Here is a 16,068-nt window from a genome sequence, read left to right as displayed (position 1 = left end):
TTAACTGTATTTCCTTTTTCTTAGGAAATTAAAGGTAAGACCAAAAGCAAACAATAAAATTAAAGGTAATATTAGGTTTAAAAATTGCCAAAAAGTTCTTTCTTTATAAGCTTTTTGTTTGTCTAACATTTTAATTTTTAAGCTTTTGTTTCTTAATTTTAACAAACCTGCGTCATCTAATAAATAATCTACAGTATTTAATAAGAAATCTTTGTTGCCAAATTGCTGATTGGTCCATTTATCTCTAGCCAAATCGTAAGGTTGTCCTTTCAAAATTTGATTTTTACCAATATCTCCATCAGAAATTACAATCATTTTATTTGGTTTAGATTTCTCTTTTAAGAGTGATGTTTTAAAAGGTTTTACTCTGTTTTTGTATGCCGAATTAAAAGAACCTTCTAGTAAAACAGCAAATAACTGATGACCTCCTTTATAATCTGTTTCTATAACTTCATCAGCAATAGATTGCAATTCTATAATTTTAGGAGTTCCTACTTTTTGTGTTAATAAAGAACTAACCAATAAAGGTGTTTTTTTTATGTTGTTTTTAAGAGTGTCTATTTGGTTAGCAAATTGTAATCTAACCGGAGAAACGTTTTTGGTAATTGTGTGATTCGGATTTCCGTTAACTAATGGATGGTAAAACCAATCTAAATTTTTAAACTGTGGTTGATTTGCAACTTGCCCTGTAGCAACCGGTATTTTTGCCGAGTATAAATCTTTTATCAAACTTGTGTTTATTCGAATTCCGTAAGAAAACAATAAGTTTGTAAGACCTAAATCTCTTGGATACGCTAGTATTTTACCCGAATTAACCAAACTATCTTGATCTGCTTGCACATTATCAATCATCCATAAAGTTTTACCTCCGTTGGTAATAAACTGATCTAAAACAAACTTTTCTTTATCTGTAAATTTTATTGTAGGTTTTGCAATTATTGCCAAATCTAAATTAGTTAAATCTTGTAAAGTTTTGTTAGCATTACTTTCTACAGAATCTAAAGTGAATTTTGCTAATCGGTATTTTTTTGCAACCTCACTTAAAAAACTATACTGATAAATATCTTTTAATTCTCCGTTACCAGTAATTATACCTACTTTTTTCTGTGTTTTTAATTGAATAGTATGTATGGCATTTGTAAAACTATATTCTAAATTTTCAATAGCTTTTTGCAATTGTTCTTCTTGTGATGCTACAATGGCGTTTGGTAATAATGATACAACGGTAGACTTAGAGCCCAAACTAACTTCTGCCCACGGAAAAATAATAGCTTCCGACATTTTACCATCTTCTTCTACCGTTAGTTGACTAGGCATCATACCTTTTTTTATCAAGGCTTCTCTTTGATTGTCTGGATTTTCGAAATTGATTTTAATTCTCGAATTTTCCGAAGACAATTCTTCTAAATATTGTTGAGTTTCTACTTGTAATCGTTTAAATTCTGATGGAAAATCTCCTTCTAGATAAACCGTTATAAATAAGTTTTTATCAACCTTAGCAATACTGCTTTTAGTGGTTTCAGATAAAGTGTATCTTTTGTCTTTTGTAATATCAAATCTTTTATAAAAAGACTGATTTAGTAGGTTGATGCTTATCAATAAAACAATTACAATCGATATGTTTTTTATAGATTTATTCATTTTCTAAATGCGTTTTTGTAATGAATAAAAAGAAAAATGTAATGCTTAAAAAGTAAATAATATCTCTAGTATCTATAACGCCTCTAGATATACTTTTATAGTGTTCGTTAATACCTAATTTCTTAATAACATAATTGTTGTCTAAAGAAACTGAAATGGCATCAAAACCATAAAAAAGTAAAAAAGTGATTAAAACACCTAATATAAATGCAACTATTTGGTTTTTTGATATGGTAGATGTAAACAGGCCAATTGCAGTATAGGTTGCTGCTAAAAGCAACAAGCCGATGTAAGAACCAATGGTTGCACCAACATCTAAATTGCCAACAGAACTGCCTAATTGGTACACTGTGTATACATAAGTTAATGTTGGTAAAATAGCTATAATTACTAAAATTAAAGAAGCAGAAAATTTACCTAATACTATTTGCCAATTAGAAATTGGTTTCGTTTTTAATAGTTCTATGGTGCCATTGCTAAATTCATCAGCAAAACTTTTCATGGTAATTGCAGGAATTAGAAATAAAAATACCCAAGGAGCTAAATAAAAAAACGGATTTAAATCTGCAAAACCAGCATTTAAAATATTAAAATCGTCTTTAAAAACCCACAAAAATAAGCCGTTAATTAATAAAAAGACGCCGATAACCAAATATGCTATCGGACTCGAAAAAAACGAATTGAATTCTTTTTTTAGTATTGCAATCATTCTATAATTTACTTTCTAATTTTAAAGATTCTATTGTAATTAAATGTGATACATTTTCTTTTTGGTAAAAAAACAAAACCATTTTTTTCTAATAACGCTATCGAAGCAATATTATTTTTATGCGTAAAAGCTTCTATGGTTGTTAATGCTAATTTATCAAATCCAAAGGTAATTACTTTTTGCAAAGCTTCAGTCATAATTCCTTTTTGCTGAAAGTTTGGCTTTAGTTTATAGCCGATTTCTGCGTATGCACCAACTTTAGAAATGTTATGTAACACAATACTGCCTATTACTTGATTTTGAAACTCAATTAACCAAAAGATTCTTTTATGCTGATCATATAAAGAATTACAAGAGTTTATAAATGCAGATGCTTCTTCTAAATTCTGAATTCTTTTTGTACCTACAAACTTATTAATTTCTTCACTAGATCTTAATTCTAAAACAACGGCAATATCTAAATCGGTTGCTTTTCTTAAAATTAATCTTTCGGTTTTTAAAATCGGATATTCAGTGAAGTTAAAACTCATTTATTGTAAGCTAACTTTTTTGTCGACACTCCAAGCAGCAGGTTTATCGTTAAAAAAAACTTTTGTTTTTGCCCAAACATCCTTAAAAAGTGCCGAGTTTCTGTAGTTTTCTAAATCTTGTTCTTCGTTCCAATAAGAATATGTAAAAAAGATATCTGGGTTGTTTTTATCTTGATATAATTCTAATAATTGGCAACCTTTAGAACCTCTTATAAATTCTTTTTTTTCTTCAAAAATTGATAAAAAAGTAGGTATGTGTTTCTGATGAAAACTCATCTTTACAATTCTTACAAACATAGTTTAGTTTAAAGTGGTAAATTCTTGTTTTGGCTCGTTAATAAAATTTATAGTAACAGTATCTCGATATGCCAAACCTAATAAAGAGCAAGCGCCACCAACAGTATCTAAATTGCTTCTGTAAATTGCAATTTCTATATAATTTGCAGAGTTAAAAATGGCTAATTTATGACCTTCGTATTGTTGATTACTGTAAGCGCTGTTAGACGCAACTTCGTTATATTTAGAAAACACTTTTGTAAACTTATGTTTTTTAGCATTGATTTCGAAATTTCTTCCTTTACCAATTTCTTGAAACATTTTTTTACTGATGTTTGTAATTACATTTCCGTAATTGTCAATATAAACAATGCCACCAATAATTTGATCTTGTAATTGATTTACTTTTGGCTGTATTTCTATAATTGTTTTATATTCTGATATTTCTCTTCCTATTACTGTTAAATTTCCGCCACGAGCAATAAAGCAAGCAACTTGTACAAAAACTTCTAAAACTGGAAAACTACTTTCTATTCTATCATGAATTGTGATTTCTACAATTTTTGTTGGCTTAAATTCTGCAACAATCATCGAAATAATTCCGTTGTCTGGGCACACAAAATAATGACCATCCAATTCTAACGCAATGTGCTTGTTTTCTTCACTCAATTCAGAATCTACACCAATTACATGCACAGTTCCTTTAGGAAAACTTTTGTAGGAATTCTTTAGAATATACGCAGTTTCTGTAATGTTAAATGGCGAAATTTCATGTGTGATATCAACAATTTTTGCATCTGGAAGTTCAGAGTAAATAGCCCCTTTTACAGCACCTACAAAGTGATCTTTCGTTCCGAAATCTGTGGTTAAAGTAATTAGAGACATTAATTTTTTAGCTGTTAATTAATTGTGTAAAAGTTGTTAACTATTTAACGCAAATCTAATCATTTTAGGAATTTTATTCGCTATTTTTAGTTGAAATAAAATTGATATCAATCTATAAAAAATAAACATTTGAACGAACGCATTATAGAGCTAGAAGAAATAAACCCAAAAGACTTTTTTGGGGCACATAATAGTACCATAGAACAATTAAAAAGGTATTTTCCGAAGATAAAAATCGTCGCAAGAGGATCTAAAATGAAAATTTACGGCGAGTCTGAACTTTTAGACGAGTTTGAAATTCGATTAGATCGATTGATAAAATACTATAACCGTTATAATAAATTAGACGAAAATAGTATCGAGCGTATTTTAACATCAAATGGAAACGAAGAAAAAACAAGTGCTTCTAAAAAAGCAAAAGATGTTTTGGTGCATGGTGTTAGCGGTAGATTAATTAAAGCACAAACAGAAAACCAGCGTAAAATGGTTTCTTTAATGGCTAAAAATGATATGTTATTTGCTGTTGGTCCTGCAGGAACAGGTAAAACATATACCGCAGTTGCTTTGGCTGTAAAAGCTTTAAAAGAAAAAGAAGTACGTAGAATTATTTTAACAAGACCTGCTGTAGAATCTGGTGAGAATTTAGGTTTTTTACCAGGAGATTTAAAAGAAAAATTAGATCCTTATATGCAACCTTTATATGATGCATTAAGAGATATGATTCCGCATGAAAGGTTAGAATCTCATTTAGAAAAAGGAGTTATTCAAATTGCGCCTTTAGCATTTATGAGAGGTAGAACCTTAGACAATGCCTTTGTAATTTTAGATGAGGCACAAAATACAACTCATAATCAAATGAAAATGTTTTTAACCAGAATGGGTAAAAACGCAAAGTTTATAATTACCGGCGATCCTGGGCAAATAGATTTACCAAGAAAACAAGTTTCTGGTTTAAAAGAATCTTTATTAGCTTTAAAAGATATTGAAGGTATTGCACAAGTTTATTTAGACGATAAAGATGTTGTAAGACATAGATTGGTTAAGAGAATTATTTCTGCATACAAAAGCATAGAAACAGAATAGATAATGATAAAAATAGAAAAAGATAAACTAGGTTTACAAGACTATTTTTATATTGGATATTTATATTTAATAATCTTAGGAATTGTTAGTGATGCTATTTTTTACGGAATTTTTGGTGTTACTTATCTTAATTATACAACCATTTTAGATGCTTTAATATCTCCTATAAGTTTGCTTGCAAATAATTGGGTTTTATCTCTTGTACTAATATTTATGTTTGGTTTGTTGTATTTATATTTAACTAGATGGATGCCCAAATTGTATAAATACTTTAGAGTAAAAAAATGGTATCAAAAGATATATAATATAGAAAAATGGGATAAGAGATATGCTAAAATGGGAGACAAAAATAACCTGTTGCCTGCGTTAATGTTTTTGTTTTTTTTACTTTTTGTTTCTATGAGAACCGGTATGGGCATCGGTATGAAACATAAATATCAATCTAAAGAAATTATTCCAAATTATACGCTTGTTTTTAAAGACAACCAACAATTAGATGTTAGAAAAATAGGGCAGAATTCGGCCTATTTTTTCTATTTTATTCCAGGTGAAGCAGAAATTACAGCAACACCAATTAGTGATAATTTAAAGCAAATAAAACGTTTAAAAAAGAAGAAAAAATAACTTTTTAAATTACTATTTTTGCACACTTAACAACACAACAACTAAAATGAATACAATTAACGAAACTAATTTTCAGTTTCCGAATCAGAAATCTGTTTACAAAGGAAAAGTAAGAGAAGTTTATAATATAGATAATGAACTTTTGGTAATGATAGCCACAGATAGATTATCTGCATTTGATGTTATTTTACCAAGACAAATTCCGTTTAAAGGTCAGATTTTAAATCAAATTGCGACCAAAATGATGAATGATACCGCAGATATTGTTCCGAATTGGTTATTTGCCAATCCAGATGAAAATGTAGCCGTTGGTCATTTATGTGATCCTTTTAAGGTAGAAATGGTTATAAGAGGTTATGTTTCTGGGCACGCAGCAAGAGAATATAAATTAGGTAAAAGAATGCTTTGTGGTGTAAATATGCCAGAAGGTTTAAAGGAAAACGATAAATTTCCAGAACCTTTAATTACACCTTCTACAAAGGCAGATAATGGCGAGCATGACGAAGATATTTCTAGAGAAGATATTTTAGCGAAAGGAATTGTTTCTGAAGAAGATTACATCGTCTTAGAAAATTACACAAGAGCTTTATTTAAAAGAGGAACTGAAATTGCGGCAAAAAGAGGCTTAATTTTAGTAGATACTAAATATGAATTTGGTAAAACGAAAGATGGTAAAATTGTTTTAATTGATGAAATTCATACACCAGACTCTTCTCGTTATTTTTATGCTGATGGATACCAAGAAAGACAAGATAATAACGAACCACAAAAACAATTGTCTAAAGAATTTGTAAGACAATGGTTAATAGAAAATGGTTTTCAAGGTAAAGAAGGACAAGCAATACCAGAAATGAATGATGAAAAAATCATCGAAATTTCTAATAGATATATAGAATTATATGAACAAATTACCGGAGAAGCTTTTACAAAAGCTACTACAGATAATGTTCTAAATAGAATAGAAAATAATGTGTTGAAGTTTTTAGCTTCAAAATAAATCATCTCAAATTAAGTTAGATGTAAAAGCAAACAAAATCACTTGTTTAGGCAGAAATTATGTCAATTCGAGTGATTTCTTTTAGTTAACTTTACATAGAGAACAAACAAACAACAAATGATTATAGAACCAAGAACAAGAGGATTTATATGTTTAACATCTCACCCAACAGGTTGTGAGCAAAACGTAATCAATCAAATAGAATATATAAAGTCTAAAGGAAAAATAGACGGAGCAAAAAAAGTATTGGTAATTGGTGCCTCTACAGGTTTTGGTTTGGCATCTAGAATAACCAGTGCATTTGGTTCTGATGCAGCAACAATTGGCGTTTTCTTTGATAAACCAGCTACAGAAGGTAGACCAGGTTCACCAGGATATTACAACACAGCAGCATTTGAAAAACATGCACACCAAGCAGGTTTATATGCAAAAAGTATTAATGGCGATGCATTTTCTAACGAAATAAAAGAGGAAGTTGTAAATCTAATTAAAGAAGATTTAGGGCAAGTAGATTTAGTAATTTACAGTTTAGCATCACCAGTTAGAAAACACCCAAATACTGGTAAAAGATTTAAATCAGTATTAAAACCAATCGGAGAAGTTTTTACAAACAAAACTGTAGATTTTCATACAGGTAAAGTATCAGAAATTTCTATAAATCCGGCAGAAGGTGAAGATGTAGAAAATACTGTAACCGTAATGGGAGGTGAAGATTGGAAAATGTGGATGGATGCTTTAAGTAAAGAAAATTTATTGGCAGAAGGTGCTACAACAGTTGCATATTCTTACATTGGGCCAGAAGTAACAAAACCAGTATATAGAAACGGAACAATTGGTGCTGCTAAAGATCATTTAGAAGCAACAGCTTTTACAATTGCAGAAGATTTAAAAGCAATTAACGGTAATGCTTATGTTTCTGTAAACAAAGCATTGGTTACACAAGCAAGTTCTGCAATACCTGTAATACCTTTGTATATTTCTTTGTTATTTAAAATAATGAAAGAAAACGGAACTCACGAAGGTTGTATCGAACAAATTCAGCGTTTGTATAGCGAACGTTTATTTGGTGGTGATTTAGACTTGGATGAAAAAGGAAGAATTAGAATTGATGATTTAGAAATGAAAGAAGAAGTACAAGCTGCAATCGCAGAACTTTGGAAAGATGCTACATCAGAAAATTTAGCTGAAATTGGAGATTTAAAAGGTTACAGCGATGAGTTTTTTAATTTATTCGGATTTAAAGTAGACGGAGTAGATTACGACGCAGATGTAAATGAAATGGTACAAATACCAAGTATTAAATAAATAATAATTACCAATTTTATTGGTTAAATTTTACAAATAATACCTTGCAATTTAATTTTGTGAGGTATTATTTTTTTATCTTGTAGTTAAATTTTTTAAAACTTATGAAAGCAGTTACTATTAAGCAACTTAAAGATGAATTGTCGCATAAATCTGCCTCAGATTTAAAAGATTTATGCCTGCATTTGGCTCGATTTAAAAAAGAAAACAAAGAATTACTTACCTATTTATTATTCGAATCTCATGATGAAGAATCTTTTATAGCAACGATAAAAGAAGAAGTAGATTTACAGTTTAGCGAAATCAATACGAAGAGTTTTTTTTACATTAGAAAAAGTGTTCGAAAAATATTAACGTCAATCAAAAAGCACATTCGTTATTCAAAGAAAAAAGAAACAGAAGTAGAGTTGTTACTGTATTTTTGTAAAAAATTAAAAGCTTTTAAACCCTCTATAAAAAGAAGTACGCGTTTACAAAGTGTTTTTGATACACAGGTAAGAATGATAAAAAAAGCTTTAGAAAAACTACACGAAGATTTACAATACGATTTTCAATTAGAATTAAATGAATTATTAGAAAATGAGTAGAACAAGACCTGTATTAGAAAATTTAATAACAGATAATATGTCTGAAGCAGAAGTTTTTCAAAATAAAACTTTACGACCTATTATAAAAATGCAACACAATTTGTTAATTGTGTTTTTTAAGAGTTATTTAAAGAAAAGAAAAATTGATTTTTCTGTTTTAACAGCCCAAAAGAAAAGAAGTAGAGTAAAAGCTATTTTTACAAAAGATATCAATTTTAAAAACCTAAATCTAGGTTTAATTATTGGAGATTTTTCGATCGAAGAATATGCGTTTTACGATGGAAATTCATCAGAATTAAATAGAAGAATTTTACAGATAATTGCACAAAGAATTCAAGATAGCTTAGATGAAATCTAAAAAAAAAGGTGTTTGTAATTTTACAAACACCTTTTTTAAAATATAAATTTAAAATTATTGCTTCTTTTGAGCTGCTAATAATTTTTTCTGATATTTTCCTTGCACTACATCAACAATAACCAATACCGCTAATACAAAGTAAAAAGTAGTTTTACTCATTGGTACAATTTCGTTACCAAAAAGTTTAATATGTGCTAAATGTCCGCCTTCTGTAACTAACATTATTCCTACAATAAAAAGAATAAATAAACCCAATACTTCGTACATTCTGTTTTTTGCTAAAAAGCTAGAAATTCTATCAGCTAAAAATAACATTAGCAAACCACTAATTACAATAGCAATAGCCATTACAATAAAAGCGGTTGTAGAATTTTCGATTTCACTAGTTAAACCAATTGCAGCTAAAATAGAATCGAAAGAAAAAACAAGATTCATAATTACAATACTTGTTATAACTGCATTAGCAGATTTAGCTCTTTTAGAATCACCTTCAATATCGTCATCTAAATTGTTAGTACCAATCATGTGCCAAATTTCTTTAATAGCTGTATAGATAATAAAACCACCACCTAATAAAACAATGATGCTGTGACCATTAAATTCAAAATGAACAATATCTTTTATTTCACCAGTTAAAAAAGAAAAAGGTTCTTGAAAAAAATCAATAATAGACACTAAAACAAAAAGCAATACAATTCTTAAAACAATTGCTATTAAGATTCCTGTTTTTCTAACTTTTTTTTGATCTGCTACCGGCGCTTTTTTAGACTCTAAAGAAATATAAAGTAGGTTATCGAAACCAAGAACTGCTTGTAAAAGTACAAGCATAATTAATGTAAAAATTACTTCTAACATAGTTTTTTATTGTTTAATAAGTATGAAGTTCAAATATATTTGGATTGTAGAAAATACACAATTAATATTCGATTTACTTTTAACATTATAGTTTTAGGTAAATAAATGTTTAACTAGAATTCTAATACTTACAAAAGCAATTAAAATAGCAGTTGCCTTTTTAAGTTGCATAGGTTTAAGAATTGTTGCGCTTAATCTGCTTCCTATTTGTCCGCCAATAAAAACCGTAATTAATAAAATAGAAGTTAATTGCCAATCGATATTAAAATCTGGATTAGAATATTGCCCAATTAAACCAGCAATAGAGTTTACTAAAATAAATACACTAGCTGTAGCAGCAATTTTTTTAGGCGTATTCCAATTTGTAAGATGTAAAAGTGGCGCTAAGAAAATGCCTCCGCCAATACCAACCATTCCAGAAATAAAACCGATAAAACCACCAAAGCCTGCATTTTTTAGAAAATTAGACTCTTTAAATTTAGCATCAGAAGAAATTATTTTTTTTGAAATCCACATAGTTATTGCTGCAAAAAGAAGTGTAAAACCCAAAAGAATAAAAAAGAAATTCTGACTTATTTTTAGTTTTCCACCGAGAAATGCAAACGGAATACTTAAGAGAATTAAAGGCACTATTTTTTTCCATTCTATTTGGTTCTGCTGATGAAATAATAAAACATTACTGGTAACAACAACAATGTTGCAAAGTAAAGCAGTTGCTCTAATTTGTGTAAATGCAATGCTTGTTAATGCTAAAATTGCTAAATAACTAGAACCGCCACCAAAACCAACAGCTGCATATAATATTGCTACTGAAAAAAACAGAATTATTACAGGTAAGTTTGTTAAAATTAAATCAAATTCCATAAAGCAAATATAATTTTCTATTTTTAGAAAGAATTATACTTAGCAAAACTTATTATGAGTAATTACCACATAAAACATTTAGAAGAATACTATCAAGTATACAGAAAGTCTATTAGAGAGCCAGAAAGTTTTTGGGAAGAAATAGCCGAAGAGCATTTTATTTGGCGAAAAAAATGGGATAAAGTTCTAGAGTGGGATTTCTCGAAACCAGAAATAAAATGGTTTCAAGGTGCTAAATTAAATATTACAGAAAATTGTATTGATAGACATTTGGCAACTCGAGGAGATAAAACTGCTATTTTATTTGAGCCAAATAATCCAGATGAGGCTGCAGAACATATAACTTATAACCAATTGTACAAAAGAGTAAATCAGTTTGCAAATGTGTTAAAAGAGCAAGGTATACAAAAAGGAGATCGAGTTTGTATTTATGTGCCGATGATACCAGAGTTGGCAATTGCAACTTTAGCATGTGCCAGAATTGGCGCAATACATTCTGTAGTTTTTGCAGGCTTCTCTGCAACAGCATTGGCAACAAGAATAAATGATTCTGATTGTAAAATGGTAATTACTGCTGATGGATCTTATAGAGGCTCAAAAACCATAGACTTAAAAGGAATTGTAGATGAAGCTTTAGAAAATTGTGGTTGTGTAGAAACTGTTTTAGTTGCAAAAAGAATTCAATCTAATATATCGATGAAATCTGATAGAGATAAATGGTTACAACCTTTGTTAGATAACGCTTCTGATGTTTGTGAGGCAGAGATAATGAATGCCGAAGATCCGTTATTTATTTTATACACTTCTGGTTCTACAGGAACGCCAAAAGGAATGGTGCATACTACTGCAGGATATATGGTTTATGCTGCTTATACTTTTAAAAATGCATTTCAATATAGAGAAAATGATGTGTATTGGTGTACCGCAGATATTGGTTGGATTACCGGACATTCTTATATTGTTTATGGTCCGTTAGCAAACGGTGCAACAACTGTTATGTTTGAAGGTGTACCAAGTTATCCAGATTTTGGTCGTTTTTGGCAAATTGTAGAAAAGCACAAAGTAAATCAGTTTTATACAGCGCCAACAGCAATTAGAGCATTGGCAAAACAAGGTACAGAATTGGTGGATAAATATGATTTGTCTTCGTTAAAAGTTTTGGGTTCTGTTGGTGAACCCATAAATGAAGAAGCATGGCATTGGTATAATGATAATGTTGGTAAAAAGAAAAGTCCGATTATAGATTCTTGGTGGCAAACAGAAACTGGCGGAATCATGATTACTCCAATTCCGTATGTTACACCTACAAAACCAACCTATGCAACATTACCCTTTATAGGTATTCAACCAGCTTTGATGGATGAAAACGGACAAGAATTAAAAGGAAATCAAGTAGAAGGAAGGTTGTGTATAAAATTTCCTTGGCCAAGTATTGCGAGAACTATTTGGGGAAATCATCAACGATATAAAGAAACCTATTTTTCTGCTTTCGAAAATAACTATTTTACAGGCGATGGCGCCTTAAGAGACGAAGTTGGTTATTATCGAATAACTGGTAGAGTAGATGATGTTATTATTGTTTCTGGACATAATTTAGGAACTGCACCAATAGAAGATGCTATAAACGAGCATCCGGCAATTGCCGAATCTGCTATTGTTGGTTTTCCGCACGAAATTAAAGGAAGTGCTTTATACGGTTATATTACATTAAAGGATGCAGGAGAATATAGAAATCATGATAATCTTAAAAAAGAAATCAATCAATTAATTGCAGACAGAATTGGACCAATTGCAAAATTAGATAAAATTCAATTTTCTGAAGGATTGCCAAAAACACGTTCAGGAAAAATTATGCGTCGTATTTTAAGAAAAATTGCTGCTAATGAAATGGATAATTTAGGCGATACAAGTACATTGTTAAACCCGGAAGTTGTGCAAAGTATTATTGATAATCGATTGTAAAACAGATTTTAGAACTTTTAATAGAAATAAGATTTTGAGTTACAGATTGACAAAATTATAATTTGTAGATTGCTTTTACGACAAATGTTCTAGGGAAAACAAGAGTTCTTCTTTCAGAAAATAAATTTGAAGACAAAGTAGAATTTAATTTAGAAATATTGTTACCAATATTTGTGCCTAATAGTTCAAAGCCCCAAGGACTATTTTCTTTTTGATAAAAAATGGAAGCATTTAATTCGTTAAACGAATTGGTGTTTTTAGTAGCGTTATTTTTATAAAAATTATACAAATATTCAGTTTTAAATTTCCAATTTTTGTACTCATAATCTACAGCAACATCTAAATTAGATAAATTAGAAATTGCACTAAATAAAGAGTTTGTGTTGTCTTTATGTGTTTGAGAATATGAAAAATCTATATTTGGTTTATTATCATATACAGTTCTAAAACTGGCTCGGGTTAAAAATGAATTATTATTAGACTTAATTTTATTATTGTTTATAAATGTTGCGTAATTGGAATTTGTATATTCTGTTAATACAGTAGCTTTCCAGTATTTATAATTGTAAACAACTCTAAAATTTGTAGTTAAAGATTTGTTGGGAGTATCAATGTTAATAGGATTAATAATATTAAAAATAGTTGAAGTGTTAAAAATATTCTGGACTTGATTATTTCTTATCTTATAATAAATACTTGGGTAAAAACTCCAACCATAGGTTTTGTAATTTCTATAACTTAAACTAACAAAGTGATAAAAAGTTTCTTTTAAATCCGTGTTACCAGTATAGATATTATTGTAATTATTTAAAATATTATTAGAAATTAATTGTCTTGTGCTTGGAAATGTATTTGTAAGGTTGTATTTAAAGATAAGCTTCTTTCTATTAGTAATATCCCAATCCATTTCAATTTTAGGTAGTAGTAAATTAGATTGATAAGAGCTGTTGTTATTAAGGTCTAAACTTGTTCTGTAGTAATTTTGATATTTTAATTCTGCCGTAAAAATAGCATCACCAATTAATTTTTTATATAAAATACTTGTAAAAATTGTAAATTGGTTGTGATATAGATTATTAGAAAAATTACTAATAGTTGTATTATCTTGTTGTAAATTACTCTTAAATTTATTTTGTTCGAAATTATTACCAACATTAAAATAAAGATGATTCACATTATCTAATATCCAAAAGTGCTTTAAAGCCACATTATATTCAAACTTTTCAGTTGAAGATTTTTTTAGAACATTTATACTTTCTTTCTCATTGATGGGAATATTATTTGGGAAAATATTAGTGTTTGTTAACCAATTTGTGGAATCATCAATTTTATTAAAATTAAAATTTACAATTGCTTGTGATGTATGGTAAGTAGAAAACTTTTTTTCTGCTTTTAAATAAGAATTTATTTTATCAGAATTAATTAAATTATTTTCATTAAAGTTTATTATTGAATTAGCTAAATCTCTATTGTTTTCGATGGTTTGGTTTATCGAAGTCTTTTCAAATTTAGTATAATATTTAATTCTTGTATTTTCTTCTGGTTTATATAAGAATTGTATTTTTCCTAAGAACAAATTCTGATTATTTCTTTCATCTTCGCGCAATCTTTCAGTAATATTATCTATTAAATAATTTCTAAAGTTTTCTACACGACTATTTGTTTTATCTGATAGTGCAATTAAAAAAGAACTAATACTCAGTTTTTCATTTTTAGCATGTTGCATGTTGTAACCACCAAATTTGTGTTTACTAGCTGTAAAATTTTGATTTCTTAATAATTTTACAACCGGAGATTGAATAACTTCTTTTAAGTTATTCATGTCTAAACCACCATCAAAATTTATATAATCTCTTAAAGTAAAAGATTTTCTGTTTGTATTGTTAAAATCTCCAATAAAACTATAATTAGTTTTTGGGCTGTATTTAAAAATTGCAGGATGTAAAACATATCTGTTTTTAATACCTAAACCTGCCTCTATATCTCCAAACACAAACTTTTTTTTGTCTTCTTTTAAGCTAATGTTCATCGCAATTTCATCAGATTTTTCTAAACCTTTCATAAAAGCATTTTCATGATAATCTTCTATAACATCTATTTTGTCAATTACATCTGCAGGTATGTTGTTTACTGCCAATTTTGTGTCTCCCGTAAAAAACTTTTTATTATCTACTAAAAGTGTCGTTACTTTTTTACCTTTTACAGTAACATTCCCTTTTCTATCTACTTCTACGCCAGGTAATTTTTTTAAAACTTGTTTTAGTTTACGTTCTTTACCATTTGTAAAAGCATCTGTATTATATGTGGTAGTGTCTTTTCTAATTCTTACCGGAATTTTATATTTAATTACAATTTCTTCTAATTTATTGGGGTCTTCCTTTAAAATAAAATTAATAATACTATCTTTTTTAGTATTGTTTAAAATTTCTTTTCTAGTTATAAAGCCCATAAAACTTATAGAGGTATTATAAGTTGTGTTCTTTGTAAGCGATAAAGTATAATTGCCTAAATTATCACTAACGTTATGGGCTAATTTACCATTATTGGTGGGGAAAGCTAAAATATTTGCGCCAGTTAATGGTTTATTATTTTCATCTAAAATTTTACCTTTTATTACTATTTGTGAGGATATAGCAAGAGAAAAGTTTAATATAAAAAATAAAATTAGATGTGGTTTTTTCATAATTTTTAGTCTATAGTAACTTTTCTAGCATCTCTCATTAATCTTATTTTTTCGTTTACATTTATATTTTTACCTTTTTTTAAGCTAGGAATTTTTTTTACTTTTTTTGGATTTAAAATGATTTTATCAACTAAATAATAAAAGTTATCTATTTCTAATTTCAAAATTAATCCGGGTAAACCACCATTACCTATAGGGCCATAAGGCAAGGGTATATCTGTAGTGTACCATGCAATATTAGTAATGTAATTACCAGATCTAGTATTTAATTTTTATTAACTGCTTTATAGCAAGTGTAACCATCAATAATTTTAATTTCATTAAATAATTCCCATTCTTTCATTCTAGAACTATCATTAATAATATATTGTTTACTTAAAATTTCTGTATTATACATAGCTTCTTTATTAATACCATTAAATTGATACCAATTTTTGTTGGCACCTGTAGAAATATCAGCAAATTTTGATTCGAATGGATACAGTGGTATATTTTTTACTTTTTTAAAAAAAGATTTTTCTTTATTAAAGTACAAAACATATGAACTTCTATTTACTTCCTCCGTAATTTTTCTAGTCATTTCGGGGTTTGAAGTTTTACGAATTTTTGTTCTTTTTGTTTTGTATGTAATAATTCCGTTTTGACTATGTAGTGCTGTTAAATTTGTTAAAAATAATAATGCAAAAAATATGTTTTTTAATTTCATAAC

General features: G+C 28.5%; 17 protein-coding genes. 7 read left to right on the top strand and 10 right to left on the bottom strand.

Annotated elements, in window-relative coordinates; all coding sequences use genetic code 11:
• From gldG to WG950_RS04205, 5 genes are read right to left on the bottom strand one after another with little or no spacing between them, the layout of a single operon-like run.
• Positions 1–1,641, bottom strand: a complete 1,641-nt coding sequence (gene gldG, locus WG950_RS04225; protein ID WP_340934302.1) for a gliding motility-associated ABC transporter substrate-binding protein GldG — start codon at positions 1,639–1,641, stop codon at positions 1–3.
• Positions 1,634–2,350, bottom strand: coding sequence for a gliding motility-associated ABC transporter permease subunit GldF (gldF, locus tag WG950_RS04220; RefSeq protein ID WP_340934300.1), 717 nt, complete (start codon positions 2,348–2,350; stop codon positions 1,634–1,636). The genes gldG and gldF overlap by 8 nt, the downstream gene beginning before the upstream one ends.
• An 8-nt stretch (positions 2,351–2,358) precedes the next feature.
• Positions 2,359–2,880 (bottom strand): GNAT family N-acetyltransferase, encoded by a 522-nt coding sequence (locus WG950_RS04215; protein WP_340934299.1) that lies wholly within the window; start codon positions 2,878–2,880, stop codon positions 2,359–2,361.
• On the bottom strand, positions 2,881–3,177 hold the full coding sequence (locus WG950_RS04210) for a putative quinol monooxygenase (RefSeq protein WP_299061568.1): 297 nt from the start codon (positions 3,175–3,177) through the stop codon (positions 2,881–2,883).
• A gap of 3 nt (positions 3,178–3,180) precedes the next feature.
• Positions 3,181–4,041, bottom strand: coding sequence for an SAM hydrolase/SAM-dependent halogenase family protein (locus WG950_RS04205; protein ID WP_077808890.1), 861 nt, complete (start codon positions 4,039–4,041; stop codon positions 3,181–3,183).
• A 129-nt stretch (positions 4,042–4,170) separates the two neighbouring features.
• On the opposite strand from WG950_RS04205, the gene WG950_RS04200 reads away from it, so the two are divergent.
• The 6 genes from WG950_RS04200 (at position 4,171) to WG950_RS04175 (ending at position 8,995) form a co-directional block, all read left to right on the top strand.
• Positions 4,171–5,124, top strand: a complete 954-nt coding sequence (locus WG950_RS04200) for a PhoH family protein (protein WP_077808891.1) — start codon at positions 4,171–4,173, stop codon at positions 5,122–5,124.
• 3 nt (positions 5,125–5,127) lie between these two features.
• A complete protein-coding gene (locus WG950_RS04195) occupies positions 5,128–5,748 on the top strand; it encodes a hypothetical protein (RefSeq protein ID WP_340934295.1) in 621 nt (206 codons plus the stop codon).
• A gap of 46 nt (positions 5,749–5,794) precedes the next feature.
• On the top strand, positions 5,795–6,745 hold the full coding sequence (locus WG950_RS04190) for a phosphoribosylaminoimidazolesuccinocarboxamide synthase (RefSeq protein WP_340934293.1): 951 nt from the start codon (positions 5,795–5,797) through the stop codon (positions 6,743–6,745).
• A gap of 117 nt (positions 6,746–6,862) precedes the next feature.
• A complete protein-coding gene (gene fabV, locus WG950_RS04185; RefSeq protein ID WP_077808894.1) occupies positions 6,863–8,050 on the top strand; it encodes an enoyl-ACP reductase FabV in 1,188 nt (395 codons plus the stop codon).
• A 104-nt stretch (positions 8,051–8,154) separates the two neighbouring features.
• Positions 8,155–8,637, top strand: coding sequence for a hypothetical protein (locus WG950_RS04180; protein WP_077808895.1), 483 nt, complete (start codon positions 8,155–8,157; stop codon positions 8,635–8,637).
• Positions 8,630–8,995 carry a glyoxalase gene (locus WG950_RS04175; protein ID WP_340934289.1) on the top strand — a complete coding sequence of 122 codons (366 nt, stop codon included), beginning with the start codon at positions 8,630–8,632 and terminating at the stop codon, positions 8,993–8,995. Before WG950_RS04180 ends, WG950_RS04175 begins: the two co-directional genes overlap by 8 nt.
• 54 nt (positions 8,996–9,049) lie before the next feature.
• Here the strand turns inward: WG950_RS04175 and WG950_RS04170 are convergent, their stop codons facing one another.
• Together WG950_RS04170 and WG950_RS04165 are read right to left on the bottom strand one after the other, a co-directional pair.
• The gene (locus tag WG950_RS04170; RefSeq protein WP_340934288.1) at positions 9,050–9,850 is read right to left on the bottom strand and encodes a TerC family protein; all 801 of its coding nucleotides are present in this window, start codon (positions 9,848–9,850) and stop codon (positions 9,050–9,052) included.
• Positions 9,851–9,943: 93 nt separating this feature from the next.
• Positions 9,944–10,714, bottom strand: a complete 771-nt coding sequence (locus tag WG950_RS04165) for a sulfite exporter TauE/SafE family protein (protein ID WP_340934287.1) — start codon at positions 10,712–10,714, stop codon at positions 9,944–9,946.
• A 54-nt stretch (positions 10,715–10,768) separates the two neighbouring features.
• Here WG950_RS04165 and acs point away from each other — a divergent pair, with 54 nt between their 5' ends.
• Complete coding sequence (gene acs / locus WG950_RS04160; RefSeq protein ID WP_340934285.1) at positions 10,769–12,676, top strand: acetate--CoA ligase; 1,908 nt, start codon at positions 10,769–10,771, stop codon at positions 12,674–12,676.
• Positions 12,677–12,731: 55 nt separating this feature from the next.
• Here the strand turns inward: acs and WG950_RS04155 are convergent, their stop codons facing one another.
• The 3 genes from WG950_RS04155 to WG950_RS04145 are packed head-to-tail and all read right to left on the bottom strand — an operon-like array spanning position 12,732 to position 16,065.
• Positions 12,732–15,359 carry a carboxypeptidase-like regulatory domain-containing protein gene (locus tag WG950_RS04155; protein WP_340934284.1) on the bottom strand — a complete coding sequence of 876 codons (2,628 nt, stop codon included), beginning with the start codon at positions 15,357–15,359 and terminating at the stop codon, positions 12,732–12,734.
• A gap of 5 nt (positions 15,360–15,364) precedes the next feature.
• Entirely contained in the window at positions 15,365–15,595 is a 231-nt protein-coding gene (locus WG950_RS04150) for a GLPGLI family protein (protein ID WP_340935230.1), read from the bottom strand.
• Positions 15,596–15,624: 29 nt separating this feature from the next.
• A complete protein-coding gene (locus tag WG950_RS04145; RefSeq protein WP_340934283.1) occupies positions 15,625–16,065 on the bottom strand; it encodes a GLPGLI family protein in 441 nt (146 codons plus the stop codon).
• Positions 16,066–16,068 lie beyond the last annotated feature (3 nt).

Origin of the sequence: Polaribacter marinaquae (assembly GCF_038019025.1) — a bacterium.
Classification (GTDB): domain Bacteria; phylum Bacteroidota; class Bacteroidia; order Flavobacteriales; family Flavobacteriaceae; genus Polaribacter; species Polaribacter marinaquae.
This window is presented reverse-complemented; position numbering and strand designations above follow the sequence as displayed.